Origin of the sequence: Duganella sp. BJB476, assembly GCF_003416895.1 — a bacterium.
Lineage (GTDB): Bacteria > Pseudomonadota > Gammaproteobacteria > Burkholderiales > Burkholderiaceae_D > Rugamonas.
Window position 1 is genome coordinate 561,658 of sequence record NZ_QVIO01000004.1, and the last position, 21,382, is coordinate 583,039.

The 21,382-nt window shown below is 65.8% G+C and carries 13 protein-coding genes; 9 read left to right on the forward strand and 4 right to left on the reverse strand.

From position 1 onward, the window contains the following. Positions 1-23: 23 nt before the first annotated feature. The 3 genes from D0T21_RS19100 to D0T21_RS19110 are packed head-to-tail and all read left to right on the forward strand — an operon-like array spanning position 24 to position 8,926. Positions 24-2,354 (forward strand): methyl-accepting chemotaxis protein, encoded by a 2,331-nt coding sequence (locus tag D0T21_RS19100; protein ID WP_116991609.1) that lies wholly within the window; start codon positions 24-26, stop codon positions 2,352-2,354. 30 nt (positions 2,355-2,384) lie between these two features. Next, a complete protein-coding gene (locus D0T21_RS19105) occupies positions 2,385-8,063 on the forward strand; it encodes an Hpt domain-containing protein (RefSeq protein ID WP_116991608.1) in 5,679 nt (1,892 codons plus the stop codon). Between the two features lie 23 nt (positions 8,064-8,086). Then, positions 8,087-8,926 (forward strand): acyl-CoA thioester hydrolase/BAAT C-terminal domain-containing protein, encoded by an 840-nt coding sequence (locus D0T21_RS19110; RefSeq protein WP_158568022.1) that lies wholly within the window; start codon positions 8,087-8,089, stop codon positions 8,924-8,926. 16 nt (positions 8,927-8,942) lie between these two features. Here the strand turns inward: D0T21_RS19110 and D0T21_RS19115 are convergent, their stop codons facing one another. Continuing rightward, positions 8,943-9,422 (reverse strand): VOC family protein, encoded by a 480-nt coding sequence (locus D0T21_RS19115; RefSeq protein ID WP_229211547.1) that lies wholly within the window; start codon positions 9,420-9,422, stop codon positions 8,943-8,945. Positions 9,423-9,603: 181 nt separating this feature from the next. Here D0T21_RS19115 and D0T21_RS19120 point away from each other — a divergent pair, with 181 nt between their 5' ends. Then, positions 9,604-10,293 carry a hypothetical protein gene (locus tag D0T21_RS19120; protein ID WP_116991605.1) on the forward strand — a complete coding sequence of 230 codons (690 nt, stop codon included), beginning with the start codon at positions 9,604-9,606 and terminating at the stop codon, positions 10,291-10,293. Between the two features lie 13 nt (positions 10,294-10,306). Further along, a complete protein-coding gene (locus tag D0T21_RS19125) occupies positions 10,307-10,627 on the forward strand; it encodes a hypothetical protein (protein WP_116991604.1) in 321 nt (106 codons plus the stop codon). On the opposite strand, the gene D0T21_RS19130 is transcribed toward D0T21_RS19125, so the two are convergent. The 3 genes from D0T21_RS19130 to D0T21_RS19140 all read right to left on the reverse strand — a co-directional run bounded on the left by D0T21_RS19130 (position 10,620) and on the right by D0T21_RS19140 (position 18,724). Beyond that, positions 10,620-13,910, reverse strand: a complete 3,291-nt coding sequence (locus D0T21_RS19130; RefSeq protein ID WP_116991603.1) for a BTAD domain-containing putative transcriptional regulator — start codon at positions 13,908-13,910, stop codon at positions 10,620-10,622. The two genes, D0T21_RS19125 and D0T21_RS19130, sit on opposite strands and share 8 nt — an antisense overlap. A 141-nt stretch (positions 13,911-14,051) precedes the next feature. Continuing rightward, positions 14,052-17,183 (reverse strand): carboxypeptidase-like regulatory domain-containing protein, encoded by a 3,132-nt coding sequence (locus D0T21_RS19135; protein ID WP_116991602.1) that lies wholly within the window; start codon positions 17,181-17,183, stop codon positions 14,052-14,054. Positions 17,184-17,287: 104 nt separating this feature from the next. Next, positions 17,288-18,724, reverse strand: coding sequence for a deoxyribodipyrimidine photo-lyase (locus D0T21_RS19140; protein WP_116991601.1), 1,437 nt, complete (start codon positions 18,722-18,724; stop codon positions 17,288-17,290). A gap of 133 nt (positions 18,725-18,857) precedes the next feature. Between D0T21_RS19140 and D0T21_RS19145 the strand changes: the two genes are divergently transcribed. From D0T21_RS19145 to D0T21_RS19160, 4 genes are read left to right on the forward strand one after another with little or no spacing between them, the layout of a single operon-like run. Beyond that, positions 18,858-19,508, forward strand: coding sequence for a YqgE/AlgH family protein (locus tag D0T21_RS19145; protein WP_116991600.1), 651 nt, complete (start codon positions 18,858-18,860; stop codon positions 19,506-19,508). Further along, entirely contained in the window at positions 19,509-19,895 is a 387-nt protein-coding gene (ruvX, locus tag D0T21_RS19150; protein ID WP_116991599.1) for a Holliday junction resolvase RuvX, read from the forward strand. A 5-nt stretch (positions 19,896-19,900) separates the two neighbouring features. Then, positions 19,901-20,410, forward strand: coding sequence for a bifunctional pyr operon transcriptional regulator/uracil phosphoribosyltransferase PyrR (pyrR, locus tag D0T21_RS19155; protein WP_116991598.1), 510 nt, complete (start codon positions 19,901-19,903; stop codon positions 20,408-20,410). A gap of 4 nt (positions 20,411-20,414) precedes the next feature. Beyond that, entirely contained in the window at positions 20,415-21,380 is a 966-nt protein-coding gene (locus tag D0T21_RS19160) for an aspartate carbamoyltransferase catalytic subunit (RefSeq protein WP_020701189.1), read from the forward strand. Positions 21,381-21,382 lie beyond the last annotated feature (2 nt).

The following is a 21,382-nucleotide window of genomic DNA, read 5'->3' on the forward strand; positions in this document are numbered from 1 at the left end:
GCAACTAATCCGGAGAGGGTGTAATGGCTTTCAAGATGGGGTTTTTCTCGCGTGGCAACCGGAATGCCGGCCAGGATCTGGCAGCGAATTCAGAATTCGGCGAAGCAGGCGATTCGCAGTTCATGCACACCGCCGTTCAAACGGCGCCGGCGCCCGCCGCAAGCAGTCAGGCCGACAGCGAAGATAGCGCCGCACCGCTGCGCTTGCGCGACGCGCTGGGCCGGCGTGGCGCTCCCGTCGCGGCGGCCGAAGTGGGCGCCGGCTTCAAGCTGCCGTTGATCGGTCACCTGCCGGCGCAGCGCCAGCTGAGCATACTCTCGACGGCGCTGGCGGTCAGCCTGCTGCTGAGCGCCTTGTTCGTCGCCCTGAACACCATCCATAGCGCCAACCGCTCGACCCAGACCCAGGTCGCCAGCGATGCGCTGATGCACTCGCAGCGCATCGGCAAGGCGACGCCGAACGCGGTGCAGGGCAGCGCCGAAGGCTTCCGCCAGCTGGAGGAAAGCCGCAAGGAATTGAACAACGACTTCCAGCTGATGACGCGCGGCGGCCGCTATCAGGGCCGCGAGATCGGCGAGCCGATTTCGTCGTTGGCGCCCGTCGTCGCCGCCGCGCGCAAGCAGTGGAACCAGTCGGACAAGGCGGCCAACACCATCCTGCTGCTGAAGGCCGACCTGAGTGACGTCGACAAGACCCTGCAAAAACTCAACGCCATGTCACCGGGCCTGTTGACCCACACCGAGGAAATCTCCGCGCTCAAGGTGCAGCGCGGCGGTTCGGCGCGCGAGATCGCGGCGCTCGGCAAACTGACCATGCTGACCCAGCGCATGAGCCGCAGCGCCGGCGAATTCCTGATCGGCGGCGGCATCAAGTCGGACAGCGCGTTCCAGTTGGGGCGCGATACCACGGTGTTCCGCAATACCGTCGACGGCTTCCTCAACGGCAGCGCGCCGCTCGGACTGGCCGCCGTGCGCGAGCCGGACCTGCGCGAGAAGCTCACCGCGTTGAAAACCGAGTTCGAGGAATATCAGAAGCTGGTCACGGGTATCCTCGACAAGCTGGATAAATTCAGCGCCGCCAAAGGCGCGGAGCAGCTGATCTTCACCGACAACGAAGCGCTGCGCCAGCGCCTGTCGGTCTTGCAGCAGGCCTACCGCCAGGACCAGGATTCGCTCGGCATGACCTTCTGGCTGATGGTGGCCGGCGGCATGCTGACGCTGGTGTCGGCGGCGGCCATCGGCCGCGTGCTGCTGGTCGATTCGTACAACCGCACCCGCGGCGCCGACCGCCGCCGCCAGGAAGCGGAAACCATGCGCCAGCAATCGCAGCGCAAGGAAGAAGAAGCCAAGGCCATGAACGACCAGAACCAGGCGGCGATTCTGCGCCTGATGAACGAATTGCAGGAAGTGGCGGACGGCGACTTGACGGTGCAGGCCACGGTGTCCGAGGACATCACCGGCGCCATCGCCGACTCGGTCAACTACACGGTGGAAGAGCTGCGCGGCCTGGTGGGCCGCGTGACCGCCACCGCCGAGCAGGTGACCAAGGCGTCCACCCACGCGCAGAGCATCTCCAGCGACCTGCTGCTGGCGTCGCAGCAGCAGTCGCGCGAGATCCAGGATGCATCGGCCACCGTCGTCAAGATGGCCAACGAGATTACCGACGTATCGCGCTCGGCCAGCGAATCGGCCGACGTGGCGCGCCAGTCGGTGGCGGCGGCGCAGCAGGGCGCGACGGCGGTGGAAAATGCCATCAAGGGCATGCACGAGATCCGCGAACAGATCCAGGATACCTCCAAGCGCATCAAGCGCCTGGGCGAATCGTCGCAGGAGATCGGCGAGATCACCGAGCTCATTTCCGACATTACCGAACAGACCAACGTGCTGGCGCTGAACGCGGCGATCCAGGCCGCGTCGGCCGGCGAGGCCGGACGCGGCTTCTCGGTGGTGGCGGAAGAGGTGCAGCGGCTGGCGGAACGCTCGGCCGAAGCGGCCAAGCAGATCGGCGCGCTGGTGCGCACCATTCAGACCGATACCCACGACGCCGTGGCGGCGATGGAGAAGTCGACCCAGGGTGTGGTCGAAGGGGCGCGCCTGTCCGACGCGGCCGGCGCGGCGCTGAACGACATCTCGCAGGTGTCGAACCGCCTGGCCGAGCTGATCTCCGGCATCTCGATGGCGACCGGCCAGCAGGCCACGTCGGCGAACGGCGTGGCGCAGAACATCCAACACATTTTGACGGTGACCGAGCAGGCGCAGGACGGCACCCAGCAAACCGCACAATCGATTCATAAGCTGTCAGTGCTGGCGCAGGAATTGAAAAACTCGGTGGCGCGATTCCGTATCGCGTCCTGAACCGCCCATCATTGAAAGGCCGAGGCAAGCATGACCACAACTGATTTTCCGAATCCGCCGCAACCGCAATTTGATACCGGCCCTTTGTCGTGGGTGATGGTGGAAATCCGCGAGTCGCTGGCACGCTCGAAGACCGCCCTGTTCGAAGCGGGCGGCCGGGCGCCGGAGGATCAGGCGACCCAGCTACAGCACGCCAAGTCGCATCTGCACCAGGCGCACGGCGCGCTGATGATGGTGGACGTGGACGGCGTCGGCCTGATGACGCAGGTGGCCGAGGATGCGCTGGACCGCTTCAAGGCCGGCGCGCTCAAATGCAGCACCGACCATGCTCAGACGCTGGCGGAGCTGTATCAGGCACTGGTCGAGTATTTGCAGGAGCTGCTGGACGGCGGCCCGTCGCAGCCGGTCAAGCTGTTCCCTTACTATCGTGCGGTGCAGGAGATGCTGGGTACGGAGCGCATCCATCCGGCCGACTTGTTCTATCCCGATTTGTCGCGCAGCGCCGATCTGTCGACGGCCGGCGAGGTTCCCGCCGCCGACTACACGGCCTACCGTCAGCGCTTTGAGAAATCGTTGCTGCCGTATCTGAAGAGCACCGACGCGGCGCAGCAGCAGGAGCATGCCGCCGCGCTGCTGGAGGCCGTGAAGCTGGTCGCCTCCGCCCAGCAGGACGCCAAGGCGCGCACCTTCTGGCTGGCGATGCAGGCTTTCGCCGAGCTGGTGGCCAATGGCGAACTGGCGGGAGGACTGTACGTCAAGCAGCTGTTCGGCATGATCAATTTGCAGATACGCCGCCTGAGCCAGGGCACCGCCGCGCAGCCGGATGCGATGCTGCGCGACGCCCTGTTCTTCATCGCAGCAGCAGGACCTGCATCGGCCTCGGAAACGGTGCAGCGCTTGCGCCGCGTGTTCGCGCTTGACGGCCTGGTGCCTGCCGATTACGAACGCCGCCGCTACGGCCAGATCGACCTCGAGGCGCTGGAGCGCGCCAAGGCGGGCATGGCCAAAGCGAAGGCCAATTGGGACCGTCTGGCCGGCGCGGAAATCGATCCGGCGCTGGATGCGGCTTTCGGTGGCGCGCTGGGCGAGGTGGCCGAGGCTTGCGATCAACTGGAGATGCCGGCGCTGAGCGTGCTGCTGCGGCAGTTGGCCGAGGTGGCGCATACCGCCATCTCCGCCGGCCGCAGTGAGGAGTTGGCGCTGGAGATGGCCACCGCGCTGCTGTTTGCCGAACATGGACTGGAGCAGATCCGCCATCTGCCCGACGATTTCGCCGCGCACGCCGACACGATAGGCGCGCGCTTGCTGGCGCTGGTGTCCGGCGACACGCCGCCGGAGCCCGCGCAGTGGCAGCGCGGCCTGGCGCAGCAGATGCAGCAGGACGACACCGTCGTCGCGCTGGCGATGGAAATGAAGACCGGCCTGCGGCAGGTGGAGAAGGTGCTCGACGAGTATTACATCGATCCTTCGAAGCGTCCGTCGCTGGTGGAGCTGGACAAGGTGCTGCACCAGTTGCAGGGCGCGCTGGCGATGCTCGACCAGGAAGGCGCGACGCAGGCGGCGCAGCACGTGAAGGCTGCCGTGCATGCGCTGGCGGTGGGCGCCGGCGATCCGTCGCTGGAGCCGAAGGCGCTGGACGATATCGCGCAGAACGTCGGCGCGTTGGGCTTCTTTGTCGATATGCTGGCGCAGAACGCGGCCGGCGCGCGCGAGCGCTTTGCGTTCGACGCGGAGCATGGCACTTTCCGTTCGGTGCCGTTCAAGAAGATGGCGGGTTCGGAATCGATACCGGTGCTGGACCAGCAGGTGCCCGCACCGGCGCCTATCGCCATGCCGGTACAGGCGCCGGCGCCAGCCAGCAGCGATGCGGCGGTGGAGGCAGAGCTGCTCGATATCTTCATCTCCGAGGCGCAGGATGTGCTGAAGTTTGTCGATGCGACGCTGGCCAAGCCGCGCGCGGAGTCTGGCAGCGAGGAGAATCTGACCATGCTGCGGCGCTCCTTCCATACGCTGAAGGGTAGCGGGCGGATGGTGGGCCTGAACCAGTTTGCCGATGCGGCGCATGGCATCGAACGAGTGATGAATGTGTGGCTGGCCGAAGCGCGGTCGGCCACGGATGCGTTGTTTGATCTGCTCAACGAGGCGGCGCGGCAGATGGGCGCCTGGGTTGCCGAGTTGGTGGCCTCCGGCGTTTCGGCGCGCAATGCGGATGCCTTGGTCGCTGCGGCGGCACGCGTGCAGGACGGCGGCGATTTTGCGATCGATGCGTCGCCCGAGCCGGCGACGCTGTCGCCTGTGCCGCCGCCGGAAGTTGTGGCGGAGGAGGAGCCTGCGGTTGCTGCAACCGAGGAAGCGCCGGTGGTCGAAGCGCCACCGGTGTTTGCAGCCACCGGCAACGTCATCGAATTCCCGACCATCACGCCGGCCGTGCCGCGCGACGACAACGTCAAGCATATCGGCGAGCTGGAAATCCCTCTGCCGCTGTACAACATCTATCTGCACGAGACGGACGAACTGGTTCGCCTGCTGACACAAGACTTCGGCGAGTGGCGCCATGAGCCGCGCCGTCCGGTCAATGCGGAAGCGTTGCAGGCGTCGCATACGCTGGCCGGTACTTCGGGCACGGTGGGCTTCAAGGCCTTGCGCGAGTTGGCGCTGGCGCTGGAGTCCACGCTCCAGGCGCTGCTGCCGCCTGCGCCGCATCTGGACCAGGTGCAGCATGATTTGCTGGACTTTACGATAGAGCGCATACGCCAGATGCTGCACAGTTTTGCGGCTGGCGATATGCCGTCTGCGCAGCCGGAGCTGGTCACCGCGCTGCACGATCTACGCGCTGAGCTGGAGGCTACGCCGCCTGCCGCTAGCAATGCGATCGAGGCGCGACTGGATGATCTGGTCGCGGAGACGATGCACGACATCACCAGCGCGCCGCCCGCGCCGGTGGAGTCGATGATGGACAGGCTGTTCCGCGAGACGTTTGATGCGATCAGCGGAAGTGTGCCGGAATCCGATGCCCCTGCGGCAGCGGAAGCACCGAAAAAAGCGGAAGCGCGGACGGACGACAACATCGATGACCTGTTCAACGCCGCGTTTGATGACGCCTTCGCCGAACCGCCGCTCAAGATCGCCGAGCCGCTGGCCCCGGAACCTGAGCCAGAACCAGAACCAGAACCTGAACCTGAGCTTGCGCCGCCAGTTCCCGCGTTGGAGCTGGAGCCCGAGCCGGAGCCCGAGCCAGTAGCTGCCGCGCCTGCGCCCGAGCCCGAGCCATTGCTGCCGGTGGCAGCGCCTGAGCCGGAACACGAGCCGGAGATCGAGCAAGCTATCGAACCTGAGCCTGAATTGGAAGCCGAGATCCTCGAACTCCCTCCTGCCGAGCCGGAAATCCTGACCGCCGCGCCAGCGATCTTCAACGACGAACTGGATGCCGATCTGCTGCCGGTCTTCCTGGAGGAGGGCGCGGACCTGCTGCCGCAAGTAGGCGAGGCGTTGCGCGCCTGGCAGCATAATCCCGCCGACACCGCGCACGCCCAAAGCCTGCTGCGCCTCCTGCACACCGTGAAGGGCAGCGCCCGCATGGCAGGCGCGATGCGCCTCGGCCAGCACGCCCACGAAATCGAAACGCACATTGAAAACATGGTGCACGCCGGTTCCGCCACGCCGCAAGCGTTCGACGAACTGCTGGCCCACTACGACCACGCGCTGCTGCTGTTCGAACAGCTCCAGCACCCGGAAGCGTTGCAGCAAGCCGCCGCCGGCCTGGCCGCCGATGTCGCCAGCCTGGAGGTCGGCGAACCGACCATCGCCGGCACCAGCGACATCACCGCCGGCGCCATCGACAGCCCGGCCGCACCTGCCGCGCCGACCGTCCAGGCAGCGGCCGACGACCTGCAATCCAGCGTCAAATCGCCACTGGTCCGCGTACGTGCCGACATCCTGGACCGTCTGGTGAACCAGGCCGGTGAAGTATCGATCTCCCGCTCCAAGCTGGAAAACGAAGTCGAAACCTTGCGCGCCTCGCTGTTCGACTTCTCCGAAAACCTGACCCGCCTGCGCCGCCAGCTGCGCGAAGTTGAAATGCAAGCCGAATCGCAGATCGCCTCCCGCATGTCGATCTCCAGCGAACGCGAATTCGACCCGCTCGAATTCGACCGCTTCACGCGCCTGCAGGAGCTGACCCGCATGATGGCGGAGAGCGTCAACGACGTCGCCTCCTTCCACGAAAGCCTGACCCGCAGCGTCGACAACGCCGGCGACGACCTGGTGCTGCAAGCGCGCCTCACGCGCGACCTGCAACGCGACCTGATGCGCGTGCGCATGGTGCCATTCGCCAGCATCTCCGAGCGCCTGTTCCGCGTCGCCCGCCAGAGCGCCAAGGAAGTCGACAAACGCGTCAACCTGGATATTCGCGGCAGCGCCGTGGAGGTCGACCGCAGCGTGCTGGAACGCATGGCCGCACCATTCGAACACCTGCTGCGCAACGCCATCGCGCACGGCGTGGAAAGCCGAGCCGCCCGCAGCGAAGCCGGCAAGAGCGAAACCGGCGAACTGCTGGTGCAGGTCACGCAGCAAGGCAATGAAGTCGTCATCGAATTCACCGACGACGGCGCCGGCCTCGATCTGGAACGCATCCGCGCCAAGGCGATCAGCAACGGCCTGCTGCAGGAAGACGAAGAAATCTCCGATATCCAGATCGCCGACCTGATTTTCGAGCCGGGATTTTCCACCGCCGAAGCGCTGACCGAGCTGTCCGGGCGCGGCGTCGGCATGGACATCGTGCAGTCCGAAGCGCAGGCGCTGGGCGGCCGCGTCGACACGTTCACGGAGCGCGGCAAGGGCACGCGCTTCACCATCCACCTGCCATTGACGCTAGCCGTGACGCAGGTCGTGCTGCTGGCTGCCGGCGGCAAGACCTATGCGCTGCCGGCCATCCTGGTCGAGCAGGTGCTGCAAATGAAGGACGCCGCGCTGGTCGAAGCGCATCACAACGGCTACGTGCCGATTCAAGGCCAGCACGCCGTGCTGCATTACCTGCCCGCCTTGCTGGGCGACGCGGCACATCCGCCGGTGCAGCGCTCCGCGCCGGTGATGATGCTCAAGAACGGCAACGAACGGCTGGCCGTGCGTGTCGATGAAGTGCTGGGCAACCGCGAGGTCGTCATCAAGAACATCGGCCCGCAGCTGGCGCGGATGGTCGGCATCGCCGGCGCGACGGTGCTGGGTTCGGGCGACATTGTCCTGATCCTGAACCCGGTGGCGCTGGCGCAGCACCTGGCGCATCATCCCGAGATGATGCAGCACTATGCGCAAGCGGCCGGCGACAGTTCCGCGCCGCGCGCGCCGGGCCGTTCGATCATGGTGGTGGACGATTCGATGACGGTGCGCCGCGTGACCCAGCGCCTGCTGGAGCGCGAAGGCTACAGCGTGGTCCTGGCCAAGGACGGCGTCGACGCGCTGGAACAGCTGCAAGGCGCCACGCCCGACCTGATGCTGGTCGATATCGAGATGCCGCGTATGGACGGCTTCGACCTGACCCGCAACGTGCGCGGCGACGAGCGCACCAAGGACATCCCCATCATCATGATCACCTCCCGCAGCGCCGACAAGCACCGCAACTACGCGCTGCAGCTGGGCGTGAACGCCTACTTCGGCAAACCGTTCCAGGAACCGGTGCTGCTGGATGCGATCGAGGGGCTCTTAAAACAGTGACGAATACATACGCAAGCGATGAATTGAAAGCCCTGGGCATAGTCGGGCGATTTTTTTTGCCGCCGGGGCAGGACGTATCCGCTGCCGTACTTGTGCTTGGTGGTTCCGATGGCGGGCTGGGGTATGCATCGAGCTTCGGCCGGTATCTGGCTGCGCAAGGCTTTGCCGTGTTGGCCCTGGCATATTTCCAGAAGCCGGGGCTGCCGGTTGCATTGGCGGAGCTACCGCTTGAATACTTCGACGTGGCAACCCGGTGGCTTGAAAATCACCCTCGCATCGACGCGGCGCGGATCGGTGTGTTTGGCTTTTCCAAAGGTGCGGAGGCCGCGCTTCTGCTGGCCAGTCGCAACCGCTTAATTCGTGCAGTGGTTGCGGCTGCCCCAAGCAGCGTTGTGTGGGAAGGATTGAACAGGTATCGGCCATCGGGCCGCTCGTCCTGGTCGGTGAATGGCTTGGCTGCTTCCTATGTACCGTATGACCGGTCAGTCAAACATGTTACGCCATTGGCCATGTACACCCACAGTCTGGACGGCGCCGACGATCTGCCTGAAACCAGGATCGCGGTTGAAAAAATTAATGGGCCGGTACTATTGCTGTCTGGTGGCCGGGACAAACTGTGGCCTTCGTCCCGCATGGCGGAGCAGATAGTGACCAGGCTGAAGGACCGCGCTTTTTTGCATGTCCATCAGCATATTTTCTACCCAGACGCAGGCCATCCAGTGATGCCGCTGTTTCGACTTCGGGATCGCATCATGTTCCGCCTGATGTCGGGAATTTTTGGCGGCGACGCCAAGGCCAACAGGTCCGCACAGCGCGATGCGTGGGACCGTTCCTTAACTTTCCTTGGCCAGCATTTAGGCTGAATTTGGCGCGCCAGGGTCAGGAGTCGCCGCGCACCGCCGCCTCGATCCTGGCCACATCGATCTTGCGCATCTCCATCATCGCCGCGAACGCGCGCTTGGCCACATCGCCGCCCTTGGTCATGGCGTCGGTCAGCACGCGCGGCGTGATCTGCCACGACAAACCCCATTTGTCCTTGCACCAGCCGCAGGCGCTTTCCTTGCCGCCGTTGTTGACGATGGCGTTCCAGTAGCGGTCGGTCTCGGCCTGGTCGTCGGTGGCGATCTGGAAGGAAAACGCTTCGCTGTGCGTGAAGGTTTTCCCGCCATTGAGGCCGATGCACGGGATGCCGCATATCGTGAACTCGACTGTCAAAACGCTATCCGCCTTCCCACCCGGGAAGTCGGACGGTGCGCGATGCACCGCGCCGACTTTGCTGTCGGGGAAAGTACGGGCGTAGAAGTGTGCGGCTTCTTCCGCGTCATGGTCATACCACAGGCAGAGTGTGTTCTTGTTCATCGTCATCCTCCTCAAAATGGTTGGCCGACATAGTCTACCTCCGCTTTCTCACGGGGGGGCGCGAGCTTGCCGTTTGGCTAGCAGGCATTTGCAAGTCATTTGTGGGTCGGACAAGATTAACGTTCTTCCAGCGGTCACCGATATTCCATCGGCGGCGCTTTATCTACAGGAAGAAAGCATCATGTCAGTCACCAGCACATACTCATTCATACAAGGGTTCTTCAACGGCGTCTTTGTCGGCCAGAACGCCGTGAGCGCAGCGGATCAACCGTTCACTGAAACGCCTCCGGGCAGCGGCGTGTTCACCGTGCACCGTCCCAACGGCGAGAACGTGGTCGATCTCGGCAAGCTGATTAACACCAACGCCAACGTCGGCATGGTCGCCAAGCAGTTGATCGGCGCCGGCGCGTCGCTCACCAGCGGCCTGCGCGTGCAGGGCACGCCGTGGATCAGCGTTCCCTACTTTATCCAGTCGCCGGCCGCGCACAAGCCTTTCGACATGCTAGCCAAGGTCAATTTCGATTTCCATATCGAGACGCCGTGGTTTTGCAGCGATATCGATGGCACCATCTCGGTGTTCCTGTTCGTCTTCCTCGACAGCCAGAAGCACCTGCACGTGACGGTCGACGGCACCTGGTTCTCGTTCGAAGGCGGTTCGCCGTTCTGCGCCGGTCCCGCTTCCGATGCGTTGAAAGCCGCCATGCCGGCGGTGCGCAAGGAGGTGCAGAACCTGCTGCCGCAACTGACGTCGGCCATTGCCAACGTCAAGTTCTCCAAGATTTACTTCTTGCCCGGCGATGGTAAAAAAACCGCCGGCGCCTTCGTACAAAACGCCAGCAGCGACGCGTCGCTCGGCCTGCTCTTAGCTTAAAAGGAAAATGAAAATGGATAAGGATCAAAAACTGGTCAACGACATCTGCGCGCTGCTGCGTGAAGCCGGCTTTGCCGGCCTGACCGTGCACAGCGACGAACACGGCACGCTGCTCAACGCCACCCGCGATCACGGCGGCGTGGTACTGCGCCTGTCGCCGGACATGCAGAAAGTCACGCGCCGCACCGAAGCCGGCGCGGCCGAAGCGCACAGCGTGCGGCTGGATGTGCAAGAGGTGCCGGCGATGGAGGGCGTGGAGCAGCAGATGCGCGCCAATCCCGAACTGGCCAAGGCCATGGGCATCCCGGCCCAGCATCTGAAGTACATCATGTAGTTCGCGTCGGTCCGGCCTTGCCCGCAAAGTGGGCGGGGCCGGATTGCGCGGCGCCGGCCAGCAGCTGCTGCGCCAGCGCTTCGATTTCCGGCGCCACCGGCGCGCCCAGCGCGCTCAATGCCATGCGTTGATAACGGCGATAGACCGACAGTCCCGCTTCGAATGCCGCGTCGTCCAGATGGATGCGCATCAGGTCCGCGCTCAGCGCCTTGCAGTACTGGTCGGCCTCCAGCGCCCGTTCCAGCAATTGCGTGGCGGCGGCCGTATTGCCGGCATGGGCCAGCTGGCGTCCGGCATCGCCCAGCACGCGCGCCAGTTTGCCGCGCCACAGCTCGCGCCGCGCCAGCAACCAAGGCGCGCTTTCCCCGACCAGCAATTCTCCCCGATACAGCGACAGTACCTGCGCGGCCGTCGCCAGCAGCGCGGCTTCGTGCGATGCCGGGGCGGCGTCGCTGGTGGCCGCCCATTCCTGGGTCAGCGTCTGCAGGCGTGGCAGCAGCCGGTCCAGCGCCGAGGTATCGCTCCAGCACTGCTGCGGCGCCAGCGACAGCGTGCCCTGTTCCAGGACGATGCAGCCGGCGCCCACCGTCGCCCGCAAACGGGACAGCGTGGTCTCCAGCGCGTGGCGCGCGGTGTCGCCGTCGGCGTCCGGCCATAGCAGCTCGGCGGCGCGCTCCAGCGAGATGCTGGACGGCGCGTGGGCCGCGATCAGTTTCAGGATGTCGAGCTGGCGGTGCTTGGATTTTCCTTGCGAGCGCAGTGGCTCGCCGGCGATGCGCAGCTCGAAGCCGCCAAAGCTGCGCACCTGCACCGGCCAGGGCCAGTTGTCGCCGGCGTCTTCCGGCGGAGTCAATCGCCAGGCGCGCACCAGCATATTGGCTGCGGCGGGGATGATGCCGGCCGCCAGCGCGTGCGCGCACAGCGGTTGCAGGAGGTGCGGCGTGGCGAAGGTCAGGTAGCCGCCGCCCTGCGAGGCGATGTGGTTCAGCGCGCGGCGCAGCTTGTCCTGCGCCAGCAGCAGCTGCGCCGGGTGCGCGCGTTGCAGTTGCTGCAGCGCTTGCGCCTTGCCGTCGGCGCCGGTGATGAACAGCCATGCCTCCAGCAGGTCGGCCAGGGTTGCCGCCAGCGGCGAGCTGTAGTCGCGGGCATGCTGGCGCAGCACGACGGTTTCGGCGGCGCAGCGTTCGCGGTCCAGCAAGGTCCAGGCGACACAGCTGGCCGCCTGCGCGTAGATCTCGTAAGGCACGCTGCCGAAGCGCAGCGCCGCTTCGTGCGCCAGGCGGGCGTGCGCCAGCGCGTCCTGGCCGTCGCCACGGCAACTGGCCAGCCAGGTCTGCGTCAGCTGGAGATGGGCCACCAGGTTGTGGTGCTGCGGCGGCGTTTGCGCCGCCACGTCGGCGATGGCGGCGGCGGCCTTGTCGAGTTCTCCGCGCAGCAGGCAGGCGGCCGCGTACAGCAGCACGTAGTGCGCGTCCATGATGCGGATGCCGCTGCTCTCCGAGCTGGCGCGACAGGCGGCGAAGACGGTGTCGATGCGGGCGTGGTCCATGGCGGCCAGCGCGTCGTACAGCTGCACCAGGTGCGACAGGTAGCGCGCGTACGGCGGCAGCGCGGCCGCTTCCGGCAGCGCGTCCAGCAGCACGCGCACCGAACGCACGGCGGCGTAGCGGCCGGACTGGTAGTAGTGCTGGCCCAGCATCGCGCCCAGCCGCACCTTCAGCGTGGGATCGGCCGGCTGGCGCAGCACGTCCAGCGCGCGCTGCTCCCACAGGTCCATGTCCTGGTGGCCGGGATCGGTCATGAAGAGGCCGCTCCACATGCTGTGCGTCAGGTGGGCTTTCAGGTCGGGATCGGGCAGCTGGTCGTAGTCCTCCGACGGATCCACATGCTGTTGCAGGAAGGCGCGCAGCGGCTGCTCGGCGGCGCCGTCGAAGAAGTAGGAGCTGATGATGGCGCTCAGCGCCAGGAAACGGTGCATCGGCCGGTTCTGTTCCGTGAACGCCCGCAGCGCCTTGAGCAGCGCGGCGCGGGCGCGCGCGGTGTCGCTCATGAACACGGCCAGGCCCAGCCAGTAGTAGTGCCATGGGCTGCGCTGTGCTTCGGGCAGGGCGTCGATCCAGCGCGCCAGCGTGGTGTGGCGGGCGCTGGCCAGCATCGCTTCGGCGCGCGATTCGATCAGGCCGGCCGCGCGTTCGGGCATGCCGTATTCCAGTGCCAGCTTGATGGCGGTGTCGCCGCTGCCGTCGGCCAGCAGGGTGTCGACGCAGCCGGCGATCCATGCGCGGCGCTGCGCGTCGTCGATGCGGGTGGCGGCCCACTTGCGCAGGAAGCCCTGGAACAGCGGATGCAGCGCGTATTGGCGGCCGGGGTATTCATAGATCAGCGCTCCCTGTGCGGCCAGGCGGGCCACGATGTCGGCCGCGTGCGGCGCGCCGGACAAGGCCGCCGCCCAGGCGCCGCTGAAGTGCGGCAGCCAGCAGACGGCCAGCAGCGTGGCGCGTTCCTCGTCGCTGTAGGCGTTGAACACTTCCTCGGCCAGGTAGCCCACCATCGCTTCCGACAGCACGTCCTCGGCGGCCAGCGCGGCGCCGGGGCGGCGCTTGAGCCACGAGGCCACCAGCGCGATGCCGGCGGCCCAGCCGCGCGTGAAGGTGTAGACGCTGTCGGCCACGCTGTCGGCATGGACGATGCCCAGCACGTTGAGCAGGATTTCGGTTTCGTCGCGGCTGAAGGCCAGCGCCGCGCCGTCCAGTTCATGCATGTCGCCGTGCGCCAGCAGGCGCGCGCAGACGGCCGGCGGCAGCGCGCGGCTCAGCACCACGACCTTGCTGGCCGGCGGCAGTTCGGTGGCCAGCGTTTCGAGGAACTGGCGGAAGAAGGGCGCGTCCTGGCAGCGGTGGGCGTCGTCCAGCACGATGCAGCTGGCCGGCGCCAGCGCCGCGCCCAGCGCGCGCACATACAGCCGCAGGTAGCCGTGCAGCGCCGGCAGGTGTTCGCGCAGCAGCGGCGGCGGTTGCCAGCCCGGCGCCACGCCGCCGTTGGCGATCGCCTGTTCGAAGTAGAGCAGGAAGCTGGCCGGGTCGATGTCCGCCTCGTCCAGTCGCAACCACGCCACGGTGGGGCCGGCGGCCTGGCAGAATTCCAGCCCCAGGCTGGTCTTGCCGGAACCGGCCGGCGCGGCGATCCAGGTCAGCGTGGCGGGGGAGTCGAGCATGGCCTGCACGGCGCTGTGGCGGCCGATCAGGCGGGCGACGGGACGGGAGGTCTTGGCAAGTGAAGCCATGATGGCGGTTCCTGGAAGCGGACTGCGCGGGAACCACTAGTTTAATTCTGATTATGAAAAGAACAAATCTTTTATTTCGACAACTATCGTGCTGCAAGGGGCGGTGCAATGGCCATATTGCGCCGCCCCCGGGCTTGCTGCTTACACCGGATCGACCTTGTTGCTCAGCGTGAAGTGCGCTTCGGCGTAGTTGTCGCCGTCGACGAACATCCACCAGGTGCCGCTCTTGTTAGGTCCGATGGTGAACGGCGCCAGGTGGCCCTCCTGGTAGTTGTCGCCGTCGGCATAGCCTTCGCCGTAGCAGCGCAGCGTGGCCTTGACCTGGATGACGTCGTTGGCCAGCAGGTCCAGCGTCAGGATCAGGCGGCCCATCGCGTCGTCGGCCACCTGGTCGAACACCTTGACCACGTGGGTGGTGGACGCGGGACTCAGCTCGGCGAGGTTGTAGAAATCTCCGACGCTGTGCGGATAGGCCGCGGCGGCGAATTCATAATCGGTGGTCGCCATCCAGCCGTCGATGGTCAGGCGGCGGAACAGGTGCGAGGGCTGTTTCAGGTCCACCGTCACGCTGACGGTCTGGTTCGCCGCCACCGTCACCGATGCCTCGCCGTGCAGCGCCTGCTGGTCGGCGGTGACCAGCACACTGCCCACCGGCACGCCGGTCAGCGTGAAGCTGCCGTCGGCCGCGGTGTGGGTGAACTGGTTCTGCGAAATCTGCACGCTGACGCCGGCCGCCGGCTTGCCTTCGAAATGCACCACGCCGTGCAGCGCGCCGGTCTGCGCCACCTTTTTCCATTTGTAGATGGTCACTTCCTCGAAGCGCGCCGGCCGGTAGATCAGCGGTTCGCAGTAGCCGTACAGCGGCGCGTCGAAGAAGCACAGGTTGGCGGGGCTGACAGCGTTGGCGTCGCCGGTCTGGCGCCAGGCGTCGGAGTCCTTGGAGCCGTTGTCGACCCAGTCGGAGGCGAATGCGTTGAGCATCTGGTTGGCGGTATCGTCGGCGGCGTCGGTCAGCGCGTTGCCGAACCAGCCCGCGCTCTCCAGCACCATCTCGTGGATCTTCGAATACAGCACTTCGCCGGCGGCGATGCGTTCGTCGGACTGGTAGACGTACAGGCCGTCCGGCGTCGACGCCACGATTTGCGCGCCGGCGGCGAGGTCGCTCTGTTCCAGCATGCCGCCCTCCATCGGCACGCCGGACTGGCGGATCGACATCCACAGCAGCGACGAGCACACGGTGGGGAAGGTGTTGGCGGCCCACTTGGCGCTGGCCGGCGCCTTGTCGGTCAGGCCGAGGGCGGGATTGGTGTAGCAGAAGAAGCGGTAGTGGCTCTTGCCGGCCTGCTGGGCGGCGAAATCGGCGATGCCGTGCAGCGTCTGGCGGATCTCCAGCGTTTCCTTCAGCGGATCGGGCTTGACCACCATGGCCGGCACGATCTCCGGCGCCACGCCGCCCAGGTCCATCTTCGATTCGATGGTGGCGAAGCCGGCGATCGTGTGCTTGGTGCCGGTCTCGGGATCGATCATGTCCTCGCCGTCGACCGCGTGTTCGACGGTCTGCGTGACCACGCCCGGCCACATGTATTTGAGCACGTCGGGACGGGCGCCATCGCCGCCGATGAATTCGATCAGGCGGTCTTCCGAGGCGGTGGAGTGGGTGATCTCGTCGTGGTTGCGGGTCATGATGCCGGAGTGCGAATAGCGCTGCGGCGGCGTCACGGTCTGCAGTACGGCGGAGATCAGGCTGCCGTTGCTGGGGTTGAGGATCAAGTCGCCCTTCTTGGCGTTCATGAAGCGCGGCCGCATCTGCATCCAGCGTTTTTCCTGGGTCGGCATGCAGAACATGCCGTCGGGGATATGGTCCGGCAGGTTCCATGGATTGCATTCCTGGTCCTCGACCGGGAATGGCGGCGCCTCGTGCACGTCCATCGCGGTCAGCGCGTGCACCGGCTGCAGCGCGCTCGCCAGCGCGGCGGGCACGCGGCCCATCTCGACCTGCAGCGCCGACGAGGTGGCGGCCGGCAGCATGCCGTAGCTGCTCAGGCGCGCCACTTCATCCAGCGTGATCAAGCCGGGATTGGCGACCAGCTGGCGGCTGGCCAGGTCGGTCAGCAGGGTCTGCGCGTTGGCGTTGACCAGCAGCTTCTTGCTCATGTGCTGAGGCAGGTCGAAGTGGGCGCTGACGCGCACCGGCAAGCCGTTCGGCGCCGTGCCCTTGTAATGCACGCTGAAGGCGATCGCCTGCTGCGGCAGCTGCGCTTTCGGGATCGCGACGTCGACGCGGGTGCTGGCCTGGGCCTTCAGCACGACGGCGCTGGCGACGGCGGGGCGCAGCTCGAATTCGCGCGGGCCGTCTTCGTAGGCCAGCTCCAGCTGCATGCTGCTCAGCGTGAGGTTGCTCGCTTCGGGATTGCGCACCACGAAGCTGGCGCGGAAGCTGCCGTCGATGAACTGCGCGCTGAAGTCGCTGCTGTCCACCGGCGGCTGCAGCACGCCGCGCTGGCGCGCCAGGAAGTAGGGATTGGCCACGCTGACGCTGCGCTGGATCACGCGCGCCGCATCGCCCGGCTGCTGTACCGTCACCTGCACGTGGAACACCGTGTGCGGCCGGTTGGGATTGAGCTGGGCGGCGAAATCGTGCTGCAGGGTGGGATGCGTGCTGCCCAGGGCGACTGCGCCCAGCTGCCAGTTGTAGACGGCGGCGGTGGCGCCGCCGCCGGCGTTGATGGCCACGCGCGGCTGCGTGGTCGGCAGCAGGATAGGATGGCTGGCGGCGTCGCGCGCGGGGATGGTCAGCGCGCTCATCGCCGTTATGCGCGGCACGATGGGGCCGGCCGGCACGGCGGGAGTGGCCGGGGTGCGCGGCTTGATCTCGATGCGTGGCCGCGGCGTGCCTTGGGTGCGGCGCTCGGGCGCGTTCTGCACCGTCAGGATCAGCGCGGTCGGGTTGTGCGGCGCGCTGCGCACCGTCAGCATCGGCGGCTGCTTGCCGTCGGCCGGGGCGTTGATCTGGACTTCGGCCTTCAGCTTCTCGATGGCGCCGCGCTTGCCGGCGGTGACGTTGATGGTCTTCTTGCCGGCGCGGTTCCACACCAGGTACTGCCTGGAGCCGGGCACGCCGTTGATGCTGATGTTGCCGCTTTCGTTGTTATCGTAGGACTGGCCGTTCGGCGCCTTGACTTCGACGCAGACGCTGTCGCCGATGGCGGCCACGGCAGGCGTGCAGACGACGGAACCAAGCAGCGGGGTTGGGGCGGTTGGTACTTGCAACATGGGAACTCCTGTGGATGGTGGGAATGATGACGTCAGGCCTGTTTGCAGCGGTCCTGATGTTCCCAGTGTCGTGTGGAGCGTCCCACAAATCGCTCACAAATGCGCTAGTCCGGTTTTTTTACCACTACGTAGCGCTCCAGCGTACGCTTGCGCGCCTCGTCGTGCATGACGATGGGACCGGGGTAGTCCAGCGGCAGCATGCGCGGCACCAGCCATGGCGCATGGATTTCCTTGTCGCTCAAATCCTTCAGCTGCGGCAGGTAGCGGCGGATGAACTTGCCCGTGCTGTCGAATTTTTCCGATTGCGTGATCGGATTGAAGATGCGGAAGTAGGGCTGGGCGTCGCAGCCCGACGACGAGGCCCATTGCCAGCCGCCGTTGTTGGAGGCCAGGTCGAAGTCGTTCAGGTGCAGCGCGAAATATGCCTCGCCGCGGCGCCAGTCGATGCCCAGGTCCTTGATCAGGAAGCAGGCCGTCACCATGCGCAGGCGGTTGTGCATGTAGCCGGTCTGGTTCAGCTGCGCCATGGCGGCGTCCACCAGCGGGTAGCCGGTGCGGCCCTCGCACCAGGCGGCGAACAGTTCGTCGGCTTGCGAGCCGGTTTCCCACTGGATGGCGTCGTAGGCCGGCTTGTAGGCGCCGCCCACCACGTGCGGGTTGTGGAACAGGATCATGGCGTAGAACTCGCGCCAGATCAATTCCGCCAGCCACACCGGCGCGCCTTCGCCGCCGGTGCCGCGCGCCATCAGGTCGACCACGGTGCGCACCAGGTGCCGTACCGAGAGCGTGCCGAAGCGGAAATGGATGGACAGATAAGACGGCCCCTTCACGGCCGGATAGTCGCGCCCATCCTTGTAGCTGGCGATGCGGGGCAGGAAATCTTCCCATAGTTGCGCCGCGCCCGACATGCCGGTCGGGATCTTCATCTCGGCCAGGTTGCTGGGCTCGAAGCCGAGCTCGGCCAGCGTCGGCGGCGGCTGAACCCGGGCGGGCGGCTGCGCCAGCCGTGCCGCGTGCGGTTCGATGTGGTAGGGCGCCAGTACCGACGGGTCCGCTTCCAGCTTCTTCAGCCAGGCGTTCTTGTAAGGCGTAAACACCGAGAACACGCCGCCGGTCTGCGACAGCACTTCGCTCTTTTCAAAGATCACCTGGTCTTTGTAGCTGAAGAACTGGCGGCCGTCGGCGCGCAGTGCCTGCGCCACGGCGGCGTCGCGGGCTATGGCTTGCGGTTCGTAATCGTGGTTGCAGTACACGGCGTCCACGCCCAGTTCGGCGGCCAGGGCCGGGATGGCGGCGGCCGGATCGGCATGGCGCACGATCAGGTGGCCGCCCAGTTGTTGCAGTTCGGCCGCCACTTCGGCGATGCTGGCGTGGATGAAATCGACCCGGCGGTCGCGGCGCGGCAGGCCGGCCAGGATGGTGGTGTCGTAGACAAAAACGCAATACACCCGCTCGCAGTCTTGCAGGGCCTGGTGCAGGGCGACATGGTCGAAAACGCGCAAATCGCGGCGCAGCCAGACCAGGGAAGAATTCAGTTTCATTCAGTCTGTGTCAATGGGTTGGGGGAACTCAAACATGGCCGCATCCGCAATTCAGTGTAAACTATCGTTTAGACAGAGTTGCTAGCCGCGCGAATACTACAGTAATTGTCAGCAGCACAGAAAGAACACGCATATGAAGAAAAGCAAAATCGGCAAAACTCTCCCTGTACCCGGCCTGCTGCAGGAAGCCGGCGATCCGTTGGAATCCACTGGAAGCGGTATGGCGGCGACGCTGAACCTGGCAAATCATTTCCTGATTGCAATGCCTTCCATGCAAGATCCGGTCTTTGGCGGCACCGTCGTGTACGTGTGCGAGCACAATGAAAACGGTGTGCTGGGCGTGGTCATCAACAAGCCCACCGACATGACGATGGAGGTGCTGTTCGAGCGCATCGACCTCAAGCTGGAGTCCAGCGTCGACGTCGACGCCCCCATCATGTTCGGCGGCCCGGTGCAGGACGACCGCGGCTTTGTGCTGCACACGCCGGGCCAGCGCTATTCGTCGTCGCTGACGGTGACCGAGGACGTGGCCTTCACCACCTCGATCGACGTGCTGGAGGCCGTGGCCGCCGGCGACGGTCCGCCGCGCATGCTGGTGTCGATCGGCTATTCGGGCTGGAGCCCGGGGCAGCTGGAAGACGAGATCAGCCGCAACGGCTGGCTGACCGTGGGCGCCGATCCGGAGATCCTGTTCAACCTGCCTATCGAAGAGCGCTACACGGCCGCGATGCGCCTGCTGGGCATCGATCCGCTGATGCTGACCTCCGAGGCGGGTCACGCTTAAATGACCATAGAGACCATCTTCGCTTTCGATTTCGGCGTCAAACGCATCGGTGTGGCCATGGGCAATACGATGATCCGCCAGGCCGAACCGGTCAAGGTGATCAGCGCCATCGACAACGCCACCCGTTTTGCCGACATCCAGGCGCTGCTGGACGAATGGAAGCCGGCGCGGCTGGTGGTCGGCCTGCCCATGCATCCCGACGGCGCCGAGCACGAGATGACGGCGCGCGCGCGCAAGTTCGCCAACCAGTTGCACGGCCGCTTCAGCCTGCCGGTGGAGCTGGTCGACGAGCGCTATTCGTCGGCCGTGATTTCCGCCAAGCGCGGCGAAGTCATCGACGACCGCGCCGCCGCCATCATCCTGCAACAATATTTCGACACCCACTAAATCCCATGTCCACACTGAACCCCAACCAACTCGACGCCGAAGCGCTGTACGCGACCCTGCTGGCCGACGTCAAAGCCGGCCTGGCCGGCGTGGCCGATGTCGCCATCGTCGGCATCCACTCCGGCGGCGCCTGGATCGCCGAACGCCTGGCGGCCGACCTCGGCCTGTCCGCCCGCTGCGGCGTGCTGGACGTGTCCTTCTACCGCGACGATTACGCCAAGAAGGGTCTGCCGGCCGACGTCAAGCCGACCAGCATCAGTTTCGAGGTGGCGGCCGCCAACATCCTGCTGGTGGACGACGTGCTGTACACCGGCCGCACCACCCGCGCCGCGATCAACGAGCTGTTCGACTACGGCCGCCCAGCGCGCATCATGCTGGCCGCGCTGGTGGACCGCGGCGAGCGCCAGCTGCCGGTGGCGGCCGATTTCGTCGCCGCGCACGTGCAGGTGCCGCAAGGGCAGGCGCTGGTGCTCAAGCGCGCCGACGATGGAAAATTTACGCTAACCATAGAATAAAACCATGCTTAATCCGCAACTGAACAAACACGGCGAGCTCCAGCACTTGCTGTCGATCGAGGGACTGCCGAAGTCCATCGTCAACCACATCCTGGACACCGCCTCGTCGTTCGTCGGCATCTCCGACCGCGACGTCAAGAAGGTCCCGCTGATGCGCGGCAAGTCGGTGTTCAACCTGTTCTTCGAGAACTCCACGCGCACCCGCACCACCTTCGAGATCGCCTCGAAGCGCCTGTCGGCCGACGTGATCAACCTGAACATCCAGGCCTCGTCCGCCAGCAAGGGCGAATCGCTGCTCGACACCATCGACAACCTGTCGGCCATGCACGCCGACATGTTCGTGGTGCGCCACGCGCAGTCGGGCGCGCCCTACCTGATCGCCAAGCACCTGCACGACACCAGGCAGTCGCACGTGCACGTGGTCAACGCCGGCGACGGCCGCCACGCACACCCGACCCAGGGTCTGCTGGACATGTACACCATCCGCCACTACAAGAAAGACTTCACCAACCTGACGGTAGCGATCGTCGGCGACATCCTGCACAGCCGCGTGGCCCGTTCCGACATCCACGCGCTGACCACCCTGGGCGTGCCGGAAGTGCGCGCCATCGGCCCGCACACCCTGCTGCCTGGCGGCCTGGAGCAGATGGGCGTGCGCACCTTCACCAATATGGAAGAGGGCTTGAAGGGCGTCGACGTGATCATCATGCTGCGCCTGCAGAACGAGCGCATGAGCGGCGCGCTGCTGCCGTCGGCGCAGGAATACTTCAAGAGCTACGGCCTGACGCCGGAACGCCTGGCGCTGGCCAAGCCGGACGCGATCGTCATGCACCCGGGCCCGATGAATCGCGGCGTCGAGATCGACTCGGCGGTGGCGGACGGTCCGCAGGCGGTGATACTGCCGCAGGTGACTTTCGGGATTGCAGTACGCATGGCGGTAATGAGCATAGTGGCGGGGACGCAGGGATGAAC